The 21,892-nt window shown below is 34.5% G+C and carries 19 protein-coding genes; 10 read left to right on the top strand and 9 right to left on the bottom strand.

Features of this window, described 5'->3' with window-relative positions; translation table 11 throughout:
- Positions 1-36: 36 nt before the first annotated feature.
- A complete protein-coding gene (locus tag P177_RS02305; protein WP_036151416.1) occupies positions 37-537 on the bottom strand; it encodes a hypothetical protein in 501 nt (166 codons plus the stop codon).
- Between the two features lie 63 nt (positions 538-600).
- On the opposite strand from P177_RS02305, the gene P177_RS02300 reads away from it, so the two are divergent.
- On the top strand, positions 601-1,548 hold the full coding sequence (locus tag P177_RS02300) for an NAD-dependent epimerase/dehydratase family protein (protein WP_036151414.1): 948 nt from the start codon (positions 601-603) through the stop codon (positions 1,546-1,548).
- Between the two features lie 18 nt (positions 1,549-1,566).
- On the opposite strand, the gene rimK is transcribed toward P177_RS02300, so the two are convergent.
- The 6 genes from rimK to P177_RS02270 form a co-directional block, all read right to left on the bottom strand.
- Positions 1,567-2,937: a 30S ribosomal protein S6--L-glutamate ligase gene (gene rimK, locus P177_RS02295; RefSeq protein WP_036151413.1), complete on the bottom strand. Its 1,371-nt coding sequence runs from the start codon at positions 2,935-2,937 to the stop codon at positions 1,567-1,569.
- Between the two features lie 37 nt (positions 2,938-2,974).
- Positions 2,975-4,501, bottom strand: a complete 1,527-nt coding sequence (locus tag P177_RS02290; RefSeq protein WP_036151411.1) for a bifunctional GNAT family N-acetyltransferase/carbon-nitrogen hydrolase family protein — start codon at positions 4,499-4,501, stop codon at positions 2,975-2,977.
- 112 nt (positions 4,502-4,613) lie between these two features.
- Positions 4,614-4,937, bottom strand: coding sequence for a hypothetical protein (locus tag P177_RS02285; protein ID WP_036151408.1), 324 nt, complete (start codon positions 4,935-4,937; stop codon positions 4,614-4,616).
- A 2-nt stretch (positions 4,938-4,939) separates the two neighbouring features.
- The gene (locus P177_RS02280) at positions 4,940-5,917 is read right to left on the bottom strand and encodes a deoxyhypusine synthase family protein (RefSeq protein ID WP_036151406.1); all 978 of its coding nucleotides are present in this window, start codon (positions 5,915-5,917) and stop codon (positions 4,940-4,942) included.
- A complete protein-coding gene (speB, locus tag P177_RS02275) occupies positions 5,904-6,842 on the bottom strand; it encodes an agmatinase (protein ID WP_036151404.1) in 939 nt (312 codons plus the stop codon). Before speB ends, P177_RS02280 begins: the two co-directional genes overlap by 14 nt.
- Before the next feature lie 57 nt (positions 6,843-6,899).
- On the bottom strand, positions 6,900-8,312 hold the full coding sequence (locus P177_RS02270) for a type III PLP-dependent enzyme domain-containing protein (protein WP_036151403.1): 1,413 nt from the start codon (positions 8,310-8,312) through the stop codon (positions 6,900-6,902).
- A 483-nt stretch (positions 8,313-8,795) separates the two neighbouring features.
- On the opposite strand from P177_RS02270, the gene P177_RS02265 reads away from it, so the two are divergent.
- From P177_RS02265 to P177_RS02225, 9 genes are all read left to right on the top strand, one after another.
- A complete protein-coding gene (locus tag P177_RS02265; protein WP_245232992.1) occupies positions 8,796-9,545 on the top strand; it encodes a hypothetical protein in 750 nt (249 codons plus the stop codon).
- 716 nt (positions 9,546-10,261) lie between these two features.
- Positions 10,262-11,080 carry a DUF4412 domain-containing protein gene (locus tag P177_RS02260; RefSeq protein ID WP_036151401.1) on the top strand — a complete coding sequence of 273 codons (819 nt, stop codon included), beginning with the start codon at positions 10,262-10,264 and terminating at the stop codon, positions 11,078-11,080.
- A 10-nt stretch (positions 11,081-11,090) separates the two neighbouring features.
- Positions 11,091-11,711, top strand: a complete 621-nt coding sequence (locus P177_RS02255; RefSeq protein ID WP_157486425.1) for a hypothetical protein — start codon at positions 11,091-11,093, stop codon at positions 11,709-11,711.
- A gap of 7 nt (positions 11,712-11,718) precedes the next feature.
- Complete coding sequence (locus tag P177_RS02250) at positions 11,719-13,767, top strand: hypothetical protein (protein ID WP_036151397.1); 2,049 nt, start codon at positions 11,719-11,721, stop codon at positions 13,765-13,767.
- A gap of 2 nt (positions 13,768-13,769) precedes the next feature.
- Positions 13,770-15,551, top strand: a complete 1,782-nt coding sequence (locus P177_RS19280) for an OmpA family protein (RefSeq protein WP_051941680.1) — start codon at positions 13,770-13,772, stop codon at positions 15,549-15,551.
- A 13-nt stretch (positions 15,552-15,564) separates the two neighbouring features.
- On the top strand, positions 15,565-16,005 hold the full coding sequence (locus tag P177_RS02240) for a hypothetical protein (RefSeq protein ID WP_036151396.1): 441 nt from the start codon (positions 15,565-15,567) through the stop codon (positions 16,003-16,005).
- 12 nt (positions 16,006-16,017) lie between these two features.
- Positions 16,018-16,728 (top strand): hypothetical protein, encoded by a 711-nt coding sequence (locus tag P177_RS02235; RefSeq protein WP_036151395.1) that lies wholly within the window; start codon positions 16,018-16,020, stop codon positions 16,726-16,728.
- Between the two features lie 355 nt (positions 16,729-17,083).
- Complete coding sequence (locus P177_RS02230) at positions 17,084-17,689, top strand: hypothetical protein (protein ID WP_036151394.1); 606 nt, start codon at positions 17,084-17,086, stop codon at positions 17,687-17,689.
- 53 nt (positions 17,690-17,742) lie between these two features.
- Complete coding sequence (locus tag P177_RS02225; RefSeq protein WP_036151393.1) at positions 17,743-20,520, top strand: CHAT domain-containing protein; 2,778 nt, start codon at positions 17,743-17,745, stop codon at positions 20,518-20,520.
- Here P177_RS02225 and P177_RS02220 read toward each other — a convergent pair.
- Both P177_RS02220 and P177_RS02215 read right to left on the bottom strand, forming a co-directional pair.
- Complete coding sequence (locus P177_RS02220; protein WP_051941679.1) at positions 20,500-21,237, bottom strand: tol-pal system YbgF family protein; 738 nt, start codon at positions 21,235-21,237, stop codon at positions 20,500-20,502. The genes P177_RS02225 and P177_RS02220 overlap by 21 nt on opposite strands.
- Positions 21,234-21,806: an RNA polymerase sigma factor gene (locus P177_RS02215; RefSeq protein WP_036151391.1), complete on the bottom strand. Its 573-nt coding sequence runs from the start codon at positions 21,804-21,806 to the stop codon at positions 21,234-21,236. Before P177_RS02215 ends, P177_RS02220 begins: the two co-directional genes overlap by 4 nt.
- Positions 21,807-21,892: the final 86 nt, after the last annotated feature.

The raw sequence follows: 21,892 nt of genomic DNA, 5'->3' as shown, positions 1-21,892 counted from the left end.
GTTCACTAGTAAAGAGTTTAATAATATATAAATACCCTAATTATCTTCATTTTTTATTAATTCATCTGGTAAGGTATTATTCACTACCACATTAAATTGATTTCTTAAATCATTGTAAGCGGTAATCATTTGAAGGATGGATTCCCTAGGGTTTTGTTGGTATTCCAAATCTCCCTTAGTTTTTAAAATATAGGTCTTAAATAGCTTTTGACGTCCTTTTACTTGTGGGATATTGAATTTTTCTGGATAAGTACCTTCTTCCATTTTTTTCTGATTCTCTATCAACTCATCTACTAAGAATTGAAAATCCTCTATATGTTCTGAAGTGTAAATTTTATCAAAACTCTTATCTAAAGCATTGTATTCCAGCCAATCATTTAAAATGGTTTGCGCCTTGGCATCGACACGAGATTTCTGTGGCAAGCTATCCGTGGTTTCTTCCCAACGAATTTCACGAATACTGGATTTATCTTGGGCCGCATCTTTACAAGAAACAGCCAACACAACTATTGATAAAAAAAAGATAATTTTGGACATAAGCGAATGTACAAATTTTAAGAAAAGGTATCTTTATCTCAAATTCATTTAACGCAAATTTTAATGCCAAAATATATATTGATTATTGGAGCCTGTGGCCAAATAGGAACGGAATTGACCTTAACTCTAAGGGAAAAACACGGTGGTGACCACATTATTGCCAGTGATATTAGAGAAGGTAATGATGAATTAATGGCCTCTGGACCTTTTGAAATTTTAGATGCTACCAATTATGATGCCTTAGAAGAAGTTATTGCATACTACGAAATTTCTGAGGTGTATTTAATGGCGGCCATGTTAAGTGCTACGGCAGAAAAATTCCCCATGCGTGCTTGGAATTTGAACATGAACACGCTTTTCAATGTATTGAATTTGGCAAAAGAGAAAAAAATAGATAAAATTTTCTGGCCATCCAGTATTGCAGTTTTTGGACCGAATACACCCAAAGACGATACACCACAAAATACCATTATGGAACCAAGTACGGTTTACGGCATAAGCAAACAAAGTGGAGAACGCTGGTGCGAATATTATTTCAATAAATTTAATGTGGATGTGCGCAGCATTCGTTACCCAGGACTAATCAGCTGGAAAACCATGCCAGGTGGCGGGACTACGGACTATGCAGTGGAAATCTACCATAAAGCACTTTCTGAAGGTTCATATACTTGCTTTCTAGAAGAAGACACAAACTTGCCTATGATGTTCATGGACGATGCCATACATGCCACTTTACAGATCATGGAAGCACCTGAAGAGAACATTAAAGAACGTTCTGCCTACAATTTAGCTGCTATGAGTTTTACACCAAAGGAAATGGCGAAAAGTATTAAAGCTGTAATTCCTGAATTCAATATAGCCTACGAGCCAGACTTTAGACAAGAGATCGCTAACTCATGGCCAAGCAGTATTGATGATAGCAATGCGCAACAAGATTGGAATTGGAAAGCAGAATTTGACTTAGAAAAAACAACAAAAGCAATGTTAGAAAATTTGAAGAACAGGGTTTAGCCTGTTCTTCAAATTTTTTTACCCTACAAACTTCAATCGTTTTTCAATTGCCATGATCATAGCATTGGCGATATCTTTACCTGTAGCATTTTCTATACCTTCTAAACCTGGTGAAGAGTTTACCTCTAACAATAAAGGTCCTTTATTGGAACGTATAATATCTACACCTGCCACGGCAAGGTTTAATACCTTGGCTGCCTTCAAAGCCAGTTTCTTTTCGTCTGCAGTGATTTTAATGATAGACGCTTTGCCACCTTGGTGAATATTAGCCCTAAACTCTCCTTTTTGAGCTTGGCGCTGCATGCTTGCCACTACTCTACCATTTACTACGAAACAACGAATATCCTGTCCGTTTGCTTCTTTAATAAACTCTTGTACCAAAATGTTGGTATTAACACTTTTAAAAGCGTTAATAACACTTTCTGCTGCCTTATTGGTTTCTGCTAGAACAACACCTTTACCTTGCGTACTTTCCAGAAGTTTAATAATTAATGGTGCACCGTTCACCATTTTGATCAGGTCTTTGGTATCCATCGGTGATTTTGCAAATCCGGTTATGGGTATATGAATATCATGATTAGAAAATAACTGAGAGGCGAACAATTTATCTCTTGACTGTGTAATTGCCTCTGCCGAGTTCTGGCAGTAAACTCCCAAATTATTAAACTGACGAATTAACGCACAACCATAAAACGTAACGGACGGCTTAATTCTAGGAATAACGGCATCATAATCTTTCAAAATAATACCACCACGATATCTAATTTCAGGCGAATGAGCATCGAGCTTCATATAGGCTTGCTCTACATTTAAAAAATGTATTTCGTGTCCTCTTGCCTCTGCAGCTTCTACTATTCTTTTATTACTGTATAAGTTTGGATTACTTGCTAAGAGTGCAATTTTTAAACCTGTTTTCTCCTTGAAATAGGGAGCATATAGTTTATTGACTTCGCTGTCTTCAAATTCTTGTAGTTGATAATTTACGGCAGGGTTTACAACAAAGCGCTCGTTTAAAGCTTCTCTACCCAACAGCATACGAAACTCCATTGTATCTCTATTCGCCAGCGTTAGTTCAATATCAAAAGTATCTTCACCAATAGTCACCGGTGTTTTAATGACCAATCGCTCTTCAGAAATACCCGATGAACTTTTTACCATACGTCGCGCAACTAATCGTGCTTGGCATTCAATGGCAATACTGCGATTTTCTTGTAGCGGACTCACCTCAAACTTTACCCATTCTTGTCCGTTTCTAGTAACAATCTTTAAATTGGTAGCTTGTATGGAAGATGTTTTTGCTCCGGAATCAACCCTAGCCTTAATGGCTGGGATACCCAAATCATTAAACACACACCACTCTTCACTACCTACTATCTTTAAATTATCCAATTTTGTTTGTTTTTGACCCCTAAATATAGGAGCTTTCTTATTTCTTTTTTAACTCAAATAAATCTGTTCTTCTATCGCGAAGATTACGTACTGCCCCAAACTGATTCAATTCTCGAAGCAAACTAATATCAACATCGGCAATTAAAATCATTTCGGTATTTGGTGTTGCCTCTGCTTTAATTCCGTTGGTCGGAAAAGAGAAATCACACGGAGTAAAGACCATGGATTGTGCAAACTGAATATCCATATTTTGCACATTGGGCAAGTTACCAACACTACCGGCAATAGCCACATAACATTCATTTTCAATTGCACGAGCCTGAGCGCAATTACGCACTCTAGAATAACCATTTTGTGTATCGGTCAAGAACGGAACGAACAAGATATCCATACCTTCATCTGCCAATAATCGGCTTAACTCCGGAAATTCTGAATCATAGCAAACCAACACGCCTATTTTACCACAATCGGTATCAAAAGCCTTTAATTGATTACCACCTTGCATACCCCAGACCTTAGCCTCATCTGGTGTTACATGCAGTTTCTCATAACGCTCCATACTACCATCTCGTCTACACAAATACCCCACATTATACAATCGACCATCAATCATTTCTGGCATACTGCCTGTTATAATATTGATGTTATACGATATGGAAAACTCAGAGAATTTCTGAGCGATTGCCTGTGTATGTTTTGCCAGCTCTCTAATAGCATCTGGCGTAGACATATGATTGTTCACCGCCATTAAGGGCGCATTAAAAAACTCTGGAAACAGCGCAAAATCGGAACGATAGCCAGAAACCGCATCTATAAAATATTCTGCCTGCTCTAAAAGCTCATCCAAATCTTTATAAGGTCTCATTTGCCACTGAATCAACCCTAAACGAATTACGGTTTTCTTAGTTGCAGCTTTCTTAGAGGGTTTTTGGTAATAAATATTATCCCACTCCATCAAAATAGCGAAATCTTGAGAAGCCTTATCCCCATCTAAATAGCCTTTCATCACTTTTGCAGGATGAAAATCATTACTAATCTGAAAATTAAGCACAGGATCTTGAATCTCTTTTCTACGCACCTTATCTATATATTCCTTTGGTGACAATTCTGATGCATGTGAATGATAATTAGGCATACGACCACCAAATACAATACTCTTTAAGTTCAACTTCTCACAAAGTTCTTTTCGGTAATCATACAAACGACGACCTAAGCGAAGACCTCTAAAGCTCGGTTTTATAAACACTTCAATACCGTAAAGCACATCGCCTTCATCATTATGAGTATCAAAACTGTACTTACCGGTAATTTGTTCGTATGTGTGGGTATCATCAAAAGCATCATAATCTACCACAATGGACAAGGCTACACCTGCCAATTGCCCATTGATCTTGATAACGACCTGACCTTCTGGAAATTTATCGATCAAAGATTTTATATGTTCCTCTTTCCAATATGAACCAGGCATGTTGGTGTAAGCAGAAATCATAGCGGTTTTCAGTTCTTGATAATCATCAAAATCTAAAAACTTTAATTCAATATTTTCAATTTCGTCGATTTTCATTTATCTGTTGTAAGTACAACGATATTATTTTAATTTTTATGTGATTCATTTTCCGGTTTACAAGAAGCAAACCGGTATTTTAAAATGTACTATTTATTAGAAACTAGGTAAACTAGTCTTCATCCTCACCATCAACCATATCCTCAGGGTCTGGTTCAACTACTGCTGTTGGATCATCATCATCAAAATCCTCATAATCATCCTCATCATAATTCTCCATCGTATACTCAAGTTTGGCACTGATTTTCACTAAGTACTTAGTGTCTTCGGTCAATACCTCAACAGCTTCTATACGTTCTCCCTGTCCGTTTCTGAAAGAGATAATGTTACGGTCATCATACCCATCTGGGTATCTTTCTACCAAAAGTTTTAATACCTCGGGCGTCAACTTTTTAAAGTCCACGATTACTCTTTTTAAATGTGCGTTCTTATCCATAATTACATATCTAATAGGTAAGCAAAAATTAAGGGCGCAACAATTGTCGCATCACTTTCAATAATATATTTAGGTGTATTAATATCTAATTTTCCCCATGTAATTTTTTCATTGGGCACTGCACCTGAATACGAACCATAACTGGTTGTACTATCACTAATTTGACAGAAATAGCTCCAGAAAGGCGTATCTGTACGCTCCATATCTTGGTAAAGCATTGGCACCACACAGATAGGGAAATCACCAGCGATACCACCACCGATTTGAAAGAATCCGATTCCGTTTTCTGAATTTTGAGTATACCAATCTGCCAAGAAGGTCATGTACTCGATACCAGATTTCATGGTACTCGCTTTCAATTCGCCCTTCATTACATAGGATGCAAAAATGTTCCCCATTGTACTATCTTCCCAACCTGGGCAAATGATAGGCAGGTTTTTTTCTGCAGCGGCATACATCCAAGAATCTTTAAGGTCTATTTCATAATATTTCTCTAGCACTCCAGAAAGCAACATTTTGTACATGAATTCATGAGGTAGAAAACGTTCTCCCTTATCATCGGCATCTTTCCAAATTTTGAAAATATGTTCTTGTAATCTTCTAAAAGCTTCTTCTTCTGGAATACAAGTATCCGTAACTCTGTTCAAGCCTTTTTCCAATAGATCCCACTCGTCTTGCGGAGTCAAATCTCTGTAATTTGGAACACGCTTGTAATGCGAATGTGCTACCAAGTTCATGATATCTTCTTCTAGGTTTGCACCTGTACAAGAAATGATCTGCACCTTATCTTGGCGTATAACCTCTGCAAAGATTTTACCTAATTCTGCAGTAGACATAGCACCTGCCAATGAAACCAACATTTTGGCACCATTTTCCAACTGCTCTTCGTAGCCTTTTGCAGCATCTACCAAAGCAGCTGCATTAAAATGTAAATAGTATTTTTCTATAAAATTGGTGATCGCACCTTTAGTCTTCGTCATCTTCGAATCTTGAATTTGTGTTAGCTTTATAATCAACATCAAAAGTATTGTCATACTCTTGATCAATATCTTGCCCTGCAAACTTATAGCTGAGCATTTTGTAATATAATTTAGCCGCCAAAAAGTCTGACGATTTATCATTTTTGTTAGGACATAGTTCTACGATGTCAAAACCTACTACGTTCTTATCTTCAAAAACCTGTTTTAAGAATTCTAATGTCTCGTACCATAGCAATCCGCCTGGCTCTGGAGTTCCTGTAGATGGCATAATAGAAGGATCAAAAGCATCTAGATCTAATGTGATAAATACATTTTCAGTCATTGCTTCGATTACCTTATCCGACCAATATTCATCCGTTACCATTTCGTGAGCGAAGAATGTTTTTTCTTCATCCATTACGGTTTTTTCAATAACATCCATAGAACGAATACCAACTTGCACCAAATTGGTGGTCTGGCTAGCTTCATAAACGGCACAGGCATGATTATACTTTGTACCTTCATAAGACTCCCTAAGATCTGCATGTGCATCTATTTGCAACACGGTTAAGTTGTCAAAACATTCATTAAAGGCTCGAATAGAACCTATGGAAATAGAATGTTCCCCTCCAAATAAGGTTACGAACTTATTACGCTTAATAAAGTCTTTGGTTATAGCATGTACTTCATTGACCATTGCCTCTGGCGAACTGTTTTCGGATATAGGCTCGGTTAAATGAATACCTTGTTTGTAAACCTCAGAATCGGTTTCAATGTCATACAATTCCATGTTTTCAGAAGCTTCCAAGAAAGCTTCCGGGCCTTTGTCCGCTCCTTTACCCCAAGTACTTGTTCCGTCATAGGGAACAGGTATCAAGATAATTTTGGACTTCTCTAGTTGTGCGAATTCATCGGAAATACCGGCATAATTCTTAGATGTACTCATGATATATTAGCTATTATAAAGTGGTTTTTTGTATAAGTCTTTGTAATCAAATTAATTTTATTCAGTATCAGAAGCTACATCATAGCCCAAAATACCCAATAAATCTTCTGCTTTTTGTTGGGCTCTAAATTGCTTATAAGTGAAATTACCGTTCTCGTCTTTATCGATCAATATATGTTTTGGCTGCGGAATTAAACAGTGCTGCAAACCGCCATAGCCACCAATTGATTCTTGATAAGCACCGGTATTAAAAAAGCCGATATACAATGGCTTTTCTCGCTTATATTTTGGTAAATAAATAGCGTTCATATTCTGCTCGCTATTATAGTAATCATCACTATCACAAGTCAATCCGCCTAACAGCACACGCTCGTACTCATCACTCCAACGGTTAATTGGTAACATGATAAATCTTTTATTGATTGCCCATGTATCTGGTAACGTGGTAATGAAAGACGAATCTATCATATTCCATTTCTCACGATCGTTCTGTTGTTTTTGATATAAAATTTCATAAATAGCACCGCCACTTTCGCCTACCGTAAAGCTGCCAAATTCGGTAAAAATATGTGGTACGGGAACATCTGCTTCTGAACACGTAATATTGATCTGGTTTAAAATCTCATTGATCATGTATTGGTAATCATAGTCGAATGCCAATGTGTTTTTTATAGGGAAGCCACCACCAATATTTAAACTATCTAATGAAGGGCACATTTTCTTTAAACGCACGTATACCTTTAAACACTTTACAAGCTCGTTCCAGTAGTACGCATTGTCACGAATACCAGTGTTAATAAAGAAGTGAAGCATTTTAAGTTCTACCTTATCATTATCCTTTATTTGGTTCTCATAAAACGGAACAATATTCTTGTAACCAATGCCTAAACGAGAAGTATAGAACTCAAATTTTGGTTCTTCTTCAGATGCTATACGAATACCCACTTTAAAAGTATCATTGATGGCATCTGAAAGTAAATCTATCTCCTCATAATTATCGATAATGGGCACGCAGTTTTGGTGACCGTTATTGATTAACCGAGCAATATTATCAATGTATTTCTCACGTTTGAATCCGTTACAGATAACATACGTTTGATCCGTTAATTTACCATCTGCTTTTAGTTTTTCAATAATATTAATATCAAAAGCAGAAGAGGTTTCCATATGAATCTCATTCTTAAGAGCTTCATGCATTACATGTTGAAAATGCGAACTCTTTGTACAATAACAATAATGGTATTTACCTTTATAGTTATTCTTTTCTATAGCATTTGCGAACCAGTTTTTGGCTCTCAAAATATTCTCTGATATTTTGGGTAGGTATGTAAATTTCAACGGACTACCATATTGCTGAACTAAATCGTTCAACGGAATGCCGTGAAATTGTAAGTGCTCACCATCTAAATTAAACTCTTCTTGAGGGAAATAGTAAGTTTGATCAATAAGATCAATGTATTTGGTATTCATGAAATTGAATATTAAATAATAATGAAATATGATTATGATAAATGTAGTAACTAGCCTATAGACTTAAAGTTAAGAAAACGTAACTATTTTAAGTAGGGCATCACACCAGAATTTGCTTCTGAGTAGTAGGAATAAAGAAGTAATCATGCTGACTTTGCATGATAGTAGAATATAAGTTGGAAGTTTGCTTAACTAATCGGCAACCTATCTTATAAGCCATTTGAGAAAAATACTTCCAATTTCCCTCAAACCCGAACATAGAATAACGATACATAATGTTCAGCTAAAAGCCTGAAATATCCAACATACAAAGTTGTATCTTAGGACAGGACAAATGAAATCAAAAAAAATGAAAAAACAAGCATTTTTATTTTTTTTACGATAATTAACATTTTTTAAGAAAATCAACCCTAAAATAGTATAAAATAAAATATAAATAACTTATTTTCAATTAATTATAAAATTCACTAGCAACTCATAAAAATGAAAAAATCTTACTTAAAACTTCTACAATCGTCTCTATTTTTATTTTTCGGCGTTAGTTTAGTTTCATACGGTCAAATACCGTCCGGAGTCTATGTAGATACCATTCAAAATAATGGTTCAAAAACGGTGCATCAGGTAAAGGTAAACGATGATTATTTCATCTATAATGCATATGAAATTGAACCCGCAAAATTCATAAAAACCGTTGGCGGATTTTTTCAAGTTGAAAATACGGCTTCGAACACCCAATTGGTTATATTGTTAGAATTCAATTCTAATTTTAAGAATGATACTTTAAGACAATTATCTATCCCCGTAGAAATGGACGGTGAAAATCTAAAAATGAATTGGAATCAAAAACTGACATTAACACCACTTGATGCTACAACACAAGATTTAGAAGGTGCTTGGCTTTTTGCAACTAGAGGACCGGATACCGGGCAAGAAAGAAGAGGTGAAGAAAATTCAAGAAAAACAATGAAGCTTTTAATGGATAATACATTTCAATGGATAGCCTATGACACCGAATCTTTTCGATTTTCAGGAACTGGCGGCGGCACCTACTCATCCGTAAATGGCATCTATAAAGAAGACATAGCATTTTTCTCTAAAGACAATACTAGAGTTGGAGCACAATTAGAATTTAATTATAAGCTAGAAGGAGATGACTGGCATCATACAGGTAAAAACAGCAAAGGAGAACCTATGCATGAAATTTGGAGTAAAAGAATAATGACTGGATTATAAAATGGACACCGTTTATCGAAAATAACTTTAGATAAAGGTAGCCCTGCCATTCTTTTTATAGATTAGCTGAAAATTCCTACTTATGTCTAACTACATTAATCTTTTCGGTTTTTTTGCAATATGTTTAGTAGTTGCCTTTTTATTGGTATTCTTTTTTAGTGAAAACAAAAACTAAATCAGTCAAAAAACTAAGTATTTAAAGTCCTTGGTTATCATTACATAACAAAAGAAAAGCCGATTATAAAAACCGGCTTTATCAAACTAACTCAAACTATGAACGTATCCTCTTTAGAGGCACCGCAAAATTATAGTTCTAAGTCTGCTAAAAAGTAATGTAAACATCAACCCTTAGTTATTAAATTGATGTTACTATATACAAAAGCAAAATAATTCATTTTTATTCTTGGTATAATGTTATAACGAAGTTTGTCATTATACATTCTCAGAATTCATTTCTTCGTTCAAATCCATCCTATAATAAACTATTACAAAACATATAGTTACACAACTAATTGTTCACTATTTGTACACGTCTTCATTTCGTAATTAATCATACTCAAGTATTTCTAAACTCAACGTCAATCTGACCACAATGGTCATAAAGGCTCAATGGACGATTTCAAGTAAAAGCATTAAAAAATATTGTTCAGAAAAAGATTGATGTTAACCTTTTTTAAATCGTGTCATTAAAAGGCAAACGACTAAAAAGGAACATTATGAAAACCATTAAACTAATAGCAGTCTTATTTGTATTCATTGGCACCACTAATGTAAATGCACAATTTTTCAAGAAACTAACAGAACGTGCGCAAGAAGCTGCAGCACAAACTATAGAGAGAAAGGTCGCTGAAAAAACAGAACGTGAAACAGAAAAATCTTTCGACACTGTCTTTAACAATAAAGGTAGAATGTTTAAAAACAAAAAAGCCGAAAAGCTAGAGCTTTATTCATTTAGCCACGAGTATGTAATGGAAATTGAGAGTGATGGAAGCACGACCGACATCACCTACTATTTAACCAATGATGATGAATATATAGGCAGCTCTTTTAATATGAAAGATGCTTCTGAATTCGTAACAGTAATGGATTTACCCAATGAGGCTATACACACCTTTATGAACATGGGCGGACAGCGAACAACAAATTCGGTACAGTTAGATTTAGAAGATGCGCCTGAATTGGACATGGATAGCGATGATTATTCGGTATCGAACACAGGCCAAACCAAAGATATTTTAGGATATGAGTGTGAGGAATACCAAGTAACCGGTCCGCAATTATCTGGGTCTGTTTGGATAACACAAGATGCAGATATTTCATTTCATACCGCATATTCAAGTTTACGAATAAAGAAATTTAAAAACATTAAAAAGGGAATTGACCCATCGTGGTTAAGCATTATAGACGGTTTGGTACTTGAAATGGATATGATAGATTATTCGCAGAAAAATGCGAAACCGGTTCATATGATATGCACACAACTTAAAGAGAAAGACTTTAGCATTAACACTTTAGATTATGAAAAATCATTTTAAAACATTCAGCATGAGACACACATTAGCCCTTTTTTTTATTTCACTTTTGATAGCCTGTAACGATTCCCCTAAAAAACAAGATACAAGCGAACCTGATTCTAAACAGGTTTTATCAGAAAAAGTAGAAAGTAGTTCAAATACTTCAGGCGATTACAGTTCTCTATATAATAATGACGATTGTGATATGAGCATTGCTGAATTGGCAGAAGTCCTCAAAGTACCGGAATCTAACCTTGAAATGCTTGACAAAATCGGTGAAAACAAATGTTCTTTTGATTTGAAAGGGTTTGGTACAAATACTTTAGATGGAGACTCAAGAATTTCATGGAGGTCTACCCCTAGTTCAAAAAAACAGAACAAAAAAGAAATTGCCAGCTATTTGGAACGAAAAGAAGCTGGGCTAAAGATAATGGGAATGGATATAGAGTTAGCTGAAACCGGCGATTGTTATATAGCCCAACAACCCGCTCATGGAAGAATAATCATTTACAATGAAAATTATGACCAAGCATTATTAATGCACTACGGAATTAAAAGCGCAAATACAGATCGAACCAAAGAGCAGCATGAAGAATTACGGCTTAAAATGACTGATTTGGCGAACTATTTATTGCAAAAACATAGAAAATAATAAGGTTATGAAAAAACTACTACTCCATATTATTCTATTATTCAGTTTTGTTGCATTCGCACAAGATGAAATAAAAATGCCCGAACTAGATACGGGCAACCAAGTCTATACCTTAGAGTTTAGTCCAGATTCACAGAATAAAGAAGTGATTTCAGCTTACATGCAAGGTGAAACTGAAAAAGACTCACTACGTTTTTGGGCAGAAGGTACTACGCTATTACAAAAAGTAATGGTTACGGTAATTACCGATAAAAATTCTGATATTAAAGTAGATATCGTTAAAGATAACTGGACAGACAGTAAAATCAATGGGCTGACCAACAACGGTATATTTCAGGAAGCTTTTGAAACAGCAGGCAAATTTGGAATTGTAGTAACCGGTCCAAAACTTAATGTTCCATTTCAACTAGCCGTTTGGACTACAGGAGAAAAGATACCTTTCATGGGTAATTTGTATTATCCTGCCAATGAAGCAGCTGCTGAGAGAAGTGGTCAAGTACTTAATACCTCAAACCCTAATTCTCCTGCACAAAATAGTATAGTACCAAATAGCACGAATACAATACTTTACGTTGTAATAGGGTTTTTCAGCATTATCACTATTTTATTGGTACTACTATTGGTTAAAAAGAAATCTGCAAAAACGCTTCTCATTTTAATTTGCTTTGTTCTAGGTCAACAAATTAGTTCTGCTGGTGCTCGACCATCCCTTTCTGAAGTATTTACTGGAGCATTGAAATTTGTTCATGAAAATCATGACGGAATTCAAGATTTTTTTGAAGGAGCAAATAATGTTGCGAACGAAATCATGAGACGGTTAAGTGCCGACGACGACGACGCTCAAGCAAACGCAGATCCTAGAGGAGGCCCAAGGTTACCCTCTTCATGTATACCACCGCAATTTGGAACTAACAGAAATGGTGACGACAACACTTCTGACCCAGGTATGAGAGGCTCTAGTAACTCATCAAGCTCAGATTCATCTTATGAACCTCTTACTACATCATCAAATTCCAATTCTGATGGTAGTGATAATATTAACTATGATGAATATAACTCTTCAGGACTTCCAGTATATGACAGCAACAACGAACGGATAGATTACCCTATAACCACGGATGCAGGTCGCCCAAAATATGACATTAACGGTAATCCCATACAGTATCGTGAACCAGTTCATAATGATGAAGTTGGTCCTTATGGAAGACCCGTTTATGACAGAAACAACAAACCTATAGAGTACCCTGTTTTTGGCGACGATAAGCGTCCTAAATATGATATTAATGGCGACCCCATCCAATATGCAGAAGGTGAAACAGAGTCTAGACCAGCTTTAGATGCAAATAAGAAGCCTATTCAATATGATAATTATGACCGCCCTAAATATGACAACAATGGCAATCCTATAGACTATCATAAAGATGATATTTCAAATCCTCCAAAACAAAATAAGGATAGTGGTTTCCCTGTTGATGAGAATGATAATCCGGAAAAACCTAAAATTAAAACCAATAAATCTAATGATATGCCTTTCGTTTTGTCAAAAAGTATCAACCTCATTGACGCTATTGATGGTAACCCTAATTCTTTAAAATTAAAGAATGCTGACTACGAAGTTATGTATGCAGAAGCCAATATTATAGGTGCATTTTCAACATTCATTCCAAATGAAAACGACAATGAAGCAGGTTGTGCTTGTTTAGAAAAAGAATATGCCAATTTAAATAACAGACGATTGAACTTAGAACGACTGCGTGTAATATACTCCCATGCCATGAAAAAAATAAATGCGGGTATAGCATTTGGCGATAACGTATCTGGTGTTCATGGCGTATCTGGCTTAGCTTGGCAAAGTCAAAAAATGATTATACTAACAGAATCCATTCCTACACTGAACAAAGCCTACGATGACAAATATGCTGAAATGATTCATGCTTTAGAAGAAAATTTAAGGGCAATTGAGAGTTGTGAATCTATGTTGGGTTATGACAATTGGTACAACCACGCAGGCTTCATCTACTTTCAATTTATGGCGGATAAATACAAAAGACAATAATCATGAGGAATTATTTAATATATCTGACATCGTTCGTACTTATACTATCATGCGGTGAGACCAAAAAAGATAGAGAAATTTCTGAAGAACAGTTAGAACTACAAGCAGACCGCGATGTAGAAGCCAATATATCATCTGATGATTTAGAAAAATCAATGGAGCAATTGGGCGGTCTGTTTAATATGGGCGGTGATGAAGATATTACAGATGAAGATTCACCAGAAACAAATGCTTTAAAGAAGCTATTAGAAATGAGCGGGACAGATAGTCAAGGCTCAGAAGACCTAGGTTCTTTTGGTGATATGCTAAAATCAGATGCTATACTTGATTTGTTAGAAGCAAGCGGAGTGTCTAGAGAAGAAATGCAAAAACTGATAAACAACCCCGATAGTCTAAAGATTCTAGCTCAAGAAGCAATGAAGAATAGAGCGTTAGAGCTTAAAAACGAACCAGAATTAAAAGGTAAGCTATCAAAAGAACAGTTGACTTCTAAAAACACCCCTACTGGAGTTTCACTTGAAGAAGCCATTTTAATTGTACAAGCTGAATCGGGGCCAGAGGCAACAATGGCAAAACTTAAAACAATCGATTCGTTGGCGGGCACCAATGTCATGGAAAAATTGGACTTGAACGAAGCGGGCTATGTCATGAGAGATATAGAGCGAAAACACGAAACTCCGCCCACTGCGAAGGAAGAAAAAGAAATGGAGTTGCTTAACAAGCTATCAGGGCAACTACATAGTGACAAAGAAGCGAAACAATTACTGGTAGATCTTAAAAAAACCGAAAGTGATATTGCTTCCGGCCGCCTTAAAGCAAGTCCAGCATATAAGCGGACCATAGAAGGCAAAGCAAAAATCGTTCGGATATATAAAAATGATCTAGAAAGAAAGGCTAAAGCCGCAAAGCTCAAATTTCAAAAACTGAACCCAGACCTTTATTTTGGGGAGGAGTCGGAAGCAACTTATGTGGGCCATAGGAGAAAGGCGGTATATCTGCCCTTGGGCAAACTCTCGTTTGCAGATGCCGTTGTAAAAGCAAATCATCCCTTGTTAAAAACACAAGAAGTGAAAAATGTACTGGGCGAACCAGATGTATGGCAAGGTTTTGACATGGAAGATATTACAGGAATTCATAGTCTTGGACTGGGTGGTACCATTACTGTACAATTTACAGATAATGCATTGACCGATGTCAATGGACCTGACCTTTATATTTTTGAAATAGGACAAATAGAACCAACAGATTTGGAAATATCAAAAGATGGAAAAAATTGGATTCATGTAGGTAAAATCGATGGTGGTGTTGCCGAAGTAGATATTTCACCATTTGTAAAACAGGGCGAACTATTTTACTATGTACGCCTAACCGATTTAAAAATGAAAAGTGGCTTACCAGGTGCAGATGTAGATGCTATAGCTGCAATTGGCGCTGCAATGCGCTTAAATCTTGATAGTAAAGTATTATTTGAAACAGGAAAATCAAATTTAAAACCAGAAGGAATAGTTGCTCTAAAAGAGCTTGCCGAAAATATCGTCGTACTTAAAAAAGGTAATGTAATAGTAGAAGGTCATACCGATGATGTAGGAAGCGCAGAAACCAACCAAAAACTATCATTAGCTAGAGCCAAAAGTGTCTCTAATGAACTAAAAAAAATGATTTCAGGTAGTAGTTTTCAATGGAAAGAAAAAGGAATGGGGGAATCAAATCCTTTAGTTGAAAATGACACCGATGAAAATAGGGCTAAAAATAGACGTGTGGAAGTTTTAGTACTCCCAAATTAAAAAATCATTTTCGATGAAAAAAACTATACTAGCTTCCTACCTACTTATTAGCCTTTGTTTTTTAAACAACATATTATCACAATCAACGCCAGACAGTTTATTTGGTGGATGGAAACTTATTAGGATAAATGGGGGAATTGCAGGATATGGTCATTCTAATTATAATCACGATGCCATTGTATTATCATCGGATTGCAAGTTCAGGGCCTATTTAAAAGACTCCTTAAAATCTTTTTCAAATTTTCATATTAGGAAATCTAAATCGGTTTATAGTAGTACAGATAGTGTGTACAATATCCATATAGAAGATAAATTCCCTTTATGGGGTTCATTTACTGTTAGCAACAAAAAATTATATATAAGAGATAACATGATTGATGGTTTCACTCATGTATACCAAAGAATATATACTAAACAGCAAATTGATGACCATTTTAAAAATACTACGTATTAAACTTAGAAAATCATGAAAACACGAAATATAGTGGCATACCTAATCTCATTATTAATGACAACCGTAAGTTACAGTCAAACAATGACACAAAATGAAGTTCTAGATCTTGTTGAAATTTTAAATAATGAGGTGACAAACAACATTCAAGTGACTTTTACAGATAATAAGGCCGAACTAAAATGGCACCAAGAAACTACTGTACTTTTTATTAAAAATAAGCTAGATATTTCACCAGAAATTGACTCTACCACAATAAAAAAACCAATACAACAAACGAAAAATAGACAAGCTGGTCCAATATACTTCAAATACAATTTTGAGCCTACCACAAGTATTGAAACTAATTTTAGAGCTAATAAATACGGTAATGTTTTTTTAACTTTAAAATTTAGTACGCAAGACACTATAAATATTAGAAGTCAACTAAATGATTACTCATGTGTTCACAGAACTTCAGATTCCGCACCACATATAGTACAATGGTCTGGAGACACCTATATCAGTTTTTTACTCAACCCTATAAAAATTGCCGATTATATTCAATTTAAGGTACAGGGTATAACCATAAGTGGAAAATTTGCAAGAAAAGACCAAATACCGATTCACAAAGAGTACTCCAAAAACTTAAGAAAAGATCTAAGACAAGCGTTTGAAAATTTTTTCAGTCAAGCCTCTTTTAAACTAAAAGATAATAATAGTCTTGTCCTCGAAAAAACAATGTAGCGTCAACAGGCTCCTGATTTTTTTCTGAACATTGTTAACCTTTTTCACCTATCTGCATTAATTGTAAATAACAATTAAAACAAAGAAGATGAAAACAATTTTACGCACAATTCAGATTACCATAATGGTATTTCAGTTACAGCTAAAACAAAAAAGGCTAACAGTACTTTTTCTTGATGCTGAAAAAACTTAAACAATATCAACCATACCGTAAAACATACCAGTGTTACATTCCAAACGGCACTTGTTACATGTTTTATAGGTTTTAACTGGTAAATCACATATTTTTAAGTGTAACCAACTGATTTTTAAACTATAACTAAATCTATTTATTAAAATTTAAAATTACTACATCATGAAATCTAAACTATTATTAATTGTAATGTGCAGTGTGGTTATATGCGCCTGTGATAAAGATTTTACCGGAACCCTTACAAACAAAGAGAAAATAGAAATCACTAGTGAGAATTATCTTTATGAAGGAGATTTATATAGAGAATATCTTACTGTTGAAATTCAAAATAATAATAACATTATTAAGGCATTAGAAAAACTTTCTTTAACTAGGCAGCTAGATGAAAAAGAAAAAGCTGAATTAAACAAGGCCAAGAATAATATTCTTACACTAAAAGATGATTTTGACAATATATTAGATATTGTAGGGCTAAGAATACCAAAGCCAAAACCTCCATGCCCTAATCCTACGAATTGTGATTATTTCAATTTTCAACAATTATTTACTACTGATAATATAAAGAAGATAAATTTTGAGGCTTATAACACTTCTGGAAAATTAGTACCTATAGAAATTGGCGAGTTCACTCCCTATCCAGATTCAGGTATTCCTGTTCAGATAAGTAGTTTCAAAATTGAATCCTATAAGCAAACAGGTCTATTAATTAAAGTTAACGTTATAAATACAGATGGTACGGAACGTAGTTATTTTGTGGAAGGCAGATAATTTGATCTAAATATTTTTAAATTGTCCTTCAGAATACTGAAGGTCTTTCCATTATGCGCCATGTAAAAATTATCATATTCTTTTTCATAATTAACAACATAGCGTATACCCAAGAAGTTTCTTATGAAAAAGAACTAGAAAGTCTTTACAACAAAGCATATGAGCATTTATATGTTCACAGAGATTCTTGTTACTACTATTTTAGTCAGATTGAAAAAATTGCAACACAAAAAAAAGACTGGGTAAATGTTCTTGAGGCGCTTATAAGTTCTAATCGAAATGCAGGCGAGTTTTATGACCTCAATACGATGAAAAGTAATCTTGCAATATTAGATTCATTATTTAAAACCAAAAAATATTACATAGATAGTTTGCCTGATAAACGATTGATTGTCAATTCATATCTATATGATAAAGGCAACTACCATTTTAAATCCAATGATTTTGAAAATGCCCGTGTTGCATTTAACACTATTAAAGATTCGCTTGAAATATTACCTATTACTAATATGAATAGTGATTTAGTGGATTTGCTTTCTGCAGCTTATAGCTTTCTGGCAAAAATGAATACTGAAGAAGGACAGTACGATTTAGCAAAACAATTCTATGAAAAAAATATTCGTTTTCTACAAAAAGAAAGTCCAGATGATTTAGGAACTTTAAATACAAACTATGGTTTATTAGCAGAAGTTTATGGCAAAGAACAACAGTATCAAAAATCAATTGTATTATTCAAAAAAGCCTTAGAAAAATATTTAATACATAATACAAGTATCAATGGCATTATTTCTACCTCCCATAGTATTGCAGCAAATTACATAACACTTTCCAAAATTGATAGCGCACAGAAATACACTAAACTTGCTGAAAATTATTTGGGCAAAGCACCGCATTTCTGGTCACAGCATCATAGAATAAAAGCTAAATTATTTGCTACTAAATTAGAAATGAACGAAGCCCTCAATGAGTTGAATTCAGCTCTTATTCTAGACCAAATTAAACGTAATCATAAACAGAATAGTAGTACCGCAATTATTTACAATGAAATAGGAAACTTAAATAGTGACTTTGAGAATTATGCAAATGCTTTGGAAAATTATGAATTAGGTCTTACGCAACTACAAGATAATAGTACAAATGGCTCGCTTCGCCTTAAAATATTAAAAAACAAATCAATTGCTTTGAATAAAGTCGAGACCTTAGATTACTATGTTTTGTCTTTAGAAACTGTTGACACAGGTTTAGCTGTATTAGATAAGTTAAAACCGTCAATTAGTAGCATAAGAGACAAACTTGAAACTTTTGAAGATGCCTTTCCACTTTTTGAATCAGGAATGCAAGCAACCTATAATTTATTTACAACTTCTGAAAATGACCATTATATTGATGAAGCGTTTCGGATTGCTGAAAAAAGCAAATCTGTTCTTCTTTTAGAAGCTATCCTTACTTCAAAAGCAACGAAATTCGGAAATATTCCTAAAGATATTTTGGAACGTGAAAACAATTTAAAATCAGAAATCACATACTTAGAAAAACAAATTGCCGTTTCAGAAAATTTAGAAGAAGGTATAGAAGATCAGCTATTTAGCCTAAAACAAGAACTTCGTAATTTGGTAGTTGATATAGAAACCAACTACCCTGCTTACTATGACTTAAAGTACAACAATAAAATACAGACATTACCAGAAGTACAAAGTAAACTAACAGAAAATGAACTCTTCATTTCCTACTTCTACGGTAACCAAAATATTTATACGATTGCTATTTCTAAGGATGATAAGTTCTTTCATAGTATTAAAATAACCGATGAACTTGAAAATCATATTAGTGAACTTCATGCTATGCTCTCGAATTCTAAATCGAACATAGATTCACTTACCAAACTGAGTCATCAACTGTATAAAAAACTATTAGGTTCGATTTTAGAATTACATCCGCAAGAAAAAATTATACTTGCCCCAGATGGCTTGTTAAACTATATTCCTTTTGGTAGTCTGGTTTCTAATGAGACAGAGCGTCGATACTTGATAGAAGATAGAACCATCAGTTATGTGAACTCAGCTACATTATGGTCTCAATTAAATAACAAAGAGCAAAACAGTGCTAACCTACTAGCATTTGCGCCTAGTTTCGATACTAATATACCTTCAGACGGCACTCGTTCTCAAGTATTGGGCAATTTACCTCACAACAGAAATGAAGTTCAGCAGATATTGACATCTTTTACCGGTAAGTCCTTTATCAATGACCAAGCTACGCTTCAAAATTTTACTGCTACATTGCCTGATTATTCAGTCTTACATTTGGCAACACATGCCGTTTTTGATGATAAAAATCCCGAATATTCTTATTTAGCTTTTACTCCAAAATCAGAATCTGACGACTTGCTTTTTGTAAAAGACCTATATAACTTAACCTTAAATGCCAGTCTCGTTACCTTAAGTGGGTGCGAAAGTGGCATTGGTGAACTTAAACGTGGCGAAGGCTTTTTAAGCCTTGCCAGAGGTTTTTTCTATAGTGGCGCAGCAAGTATATCAAGTACATTATGGAAAGTGAACGACAATTCATCTTCTGAGCTTATGGGCGAGTTTTATGAGAATTTAGCTAATGGAAAACCAAAAGATGCATCTTTAAGGGACGCTAAACTATCCTTCTTACAAAAGAACAAAGAGAACGGACTTGCACACCCATACTATTGGTCAGGTTATATCATTCAAGGAAACACCGAGCCCTTAATTACCTCTTCGCATTGGCAATGGTATGCGTTTGCTGTAATCGCGGTTCTTCTTATTTTCTTGAGCAGAAAAAGACTAGTTCAACTTTTCAAGTAATGCTGTTGCTTCATTCTTCTTATATGTTCCCATTTTTATAAGTTGCTCCAATAATTTTTCAGCTTCTTCTTCCTGTTCTAATTTTAGGTTTGCAAGCGCTGAATACCAATAACCTTCATCTTTAAACTCGCTATTTATTGATATAATTTCTTGAAATTTATCTGTCGCTTTTAAGTAATCTCCATTAGCAAGATAAGCTTGACCTAAATAAAAATCTACATAATCTAATCTAGTCCTTTCCTTTAACTCAGTGAGGTAAGCAATAGCAGTTTCAAAATCATCAGTTTCATAAGCTTCAAAAGCTAAACGCTCCAATGACTCATCAGTTGCATCGCCACGTGTAATTGTATATACCGTATTAGGGTATTTCTCATAATTGGAAGCATACAATTCTTCTGTTCCATTAAACACATCAGAATTAAATGCAAACCAGCTTACACCTATTAATAAGGCAATACTAGCAGCTATACTTAATGGTTTCCAGAAATTTTGTTTCTTCTGACTAGGTGCACCACTTAATTCAGATTCAAAACCTTGTAACTTTTTCTTAAGACTGTTATTTTCAGTTTTGCGTACAACAGTTTTTACATCCTTTTCAAATTCAAACTGCGCTTTAAATTCTGCATCACTTTCTAAAAACTGGTTAAAATTGACCTTCTCATCTGGGGTCAATGAACCATCAAAATATTTTAATAATAATTGTTCTTTATCCATCATAATTGGGGGGCATTTTTAATGGCTTCCTTTAATGTTTTTAAACATCTGGATTTCTGACTTTTTACCACATTTTCACTGTTATAATTTCCATCTGCCATAATTTCCTTAATGTTATACTGTTGGTAATAGAATAGCTTTAATATTTTTTGACATTTTTCTCCTAAAGTATCAAAGTACTTTTTCAATAATTTTTGTTCAGTTGATAAAGCATCGTTATCAATATCAAACGCTTCGATCTCGTCATCTATTTCCTCTACATTGTTCAACAACAATTCATTGTTCGTATGCTTATTTCTCTTTCGTAATCGCTCCATAATCTTATACTTACCTATACTAATTAGATACGTACTTAAGGTGCTTTTTAACGTTGTTAATTTTCCATTTTGGATATTCTCATACAGTGCCACATAAGCATCTTGATAAGCATCTAACACCTCTTCATCTGCCAGGGAATACCTTCTTGCAAAATTCAAGAATAGCTCACGATTCTCTTCATATACCTTTTTAAAAGCAGATTCAGAACCTTCTTTAAGTGCTTGAAATAAAGTTTCATCTGAATGATTTTCCATTTAATGCATTTACGGATAAATAGTTAACACTTAAAAGTAAAAAATTAAAGTGAATGTTAACCTTTTCTTTCAATAAGCATCAATAG

The sequence above is a fragment of the Maribacter forsetii DSM 18668 genome, assembly GCF_000744105.1.
Taxonomy (GTDB): Bacteria; Bacteroidota; Bacteroidia; order Flavobacteriales; family Flavobacteriaceae; genus Maribacter; species Maribacter forsetii.
Note: the sequence above shows the minus strand (reverse complement) of the source record. Positions and strands in the feature narration are given on the sequence as shown.

Coding starts and splice junctions, on each gene's coding strand:
- P177_RS02290 (WP_036151411.1), bottom strand. CDS start 4,501: ATGAAAATCGACGAAATTGAAAATATTGAATTAAAGTTTTTAGATTTT.
- speB (WP_036151404.1), bottom strand. CDS start 6,842: ATGAGTACATCTAAGAATTATGCCGGTATTTCCGATGAATTCGCACAA.
- P177_RS02280 (WP_036151406.1), bottom strand. CDS start 5,917: ATGACGAAGACTAAAGGTGCGATCACCAATTTTATAGAAAAATACTAT.
- P177_RS02270 (WP_036151403.1), bottom strand. CDS start 8,312: ATGAATACCAAATACATTGATCTTATTGATCAAACTTACTATTTCCCT.
- P177_RS02305 (WP_036151416.1), bottom strand. CDS start 537: ATGTCCAAAATTATCTTTTTTTTATCAATAGTTGTGTTGGCTGTTTCT.
- P177_RS02230 (WP_036151394.1), top strand. CDS start 17,084: ATGAAATCTAAACTATTATTAATTGTAATGTGCAGTGTGGTTATATGC.
- P177_RS02255 (WP_157486425.1), top strand. CDS start 11,091: ATGAGACACACATTAGCCCTTTTTTTTATTTCACTTTTGATAGCCTGT.
- P177_RS02235 (WP_036151395.1), top strand. CDS start 16,018: ATGAAAACACGAAATATAGTGGCATACCTAATCTCATTATTAATGACA.
- P177_RS02240 (WP_036151396.1), top strand. CDS start 15,565: ATGAAAAAAACTATACTAGCTTCCTACCTACTTATTAGCCTTTGTTTT.
- P177_RS02225 (WP_036151393.1), top strand. CDS start 17,743: ATGCGCCATGTAAAAATTATCATATTCTTTTTCATAATTAACAACATA.
- P177_RS02260 (WP_036151401.1), top strand. CDS start 10,262: ATGAAAACCATTAAACTAATAGCAGTCTTATTTGTATTCATTGGCACC.
- P177_RS02250 (WP_036151397.1), top strand. CDS start 11,719: ATGAAAAAACTACTACTCCATATTATTCTATTATTCAGTTTTGTTGCA.
- P177_RS19280 (WP_051941680.1), top strand. CDS start 13,770: ATGAGGAATTATTTAATATATCTGACATCGTTCGTACTTATACTATCA.
- P177_RS02300 (WP_036151414.1), top strand. CDS start 601: ATGCCAAAATATATATTGATTATTGGAGCCTGTGGCCAAATAGGAACG.
- P177_RS02215 (WP_036151391.1), bottom strand. CDS start 21,806: ATGGAAAATCATTCAGATGAAACTTTATTTCAAGCACTTAAAGAAGGT.
- P177_RS02220 (WP_051941679.1), bottom strand. CDS start 21,237: ATGATGGATAAAGAACAATTATTATTAAAATATTTTGATGGTTCATTG.
- P177_RS02285 (WP_036151408.1), bottom strand. CDS start 4,937: ATGGATAAGAACGCACATTTAAAAAGAGTAATCGTGGACTTTAAAAAG.
- P177_RS02265 (WP_245232992.1), top strand. CDS start 8,796: ATGAAAAAATCTTACTTAAAACTTCTACAATCGTCTCTATTTTTATTT.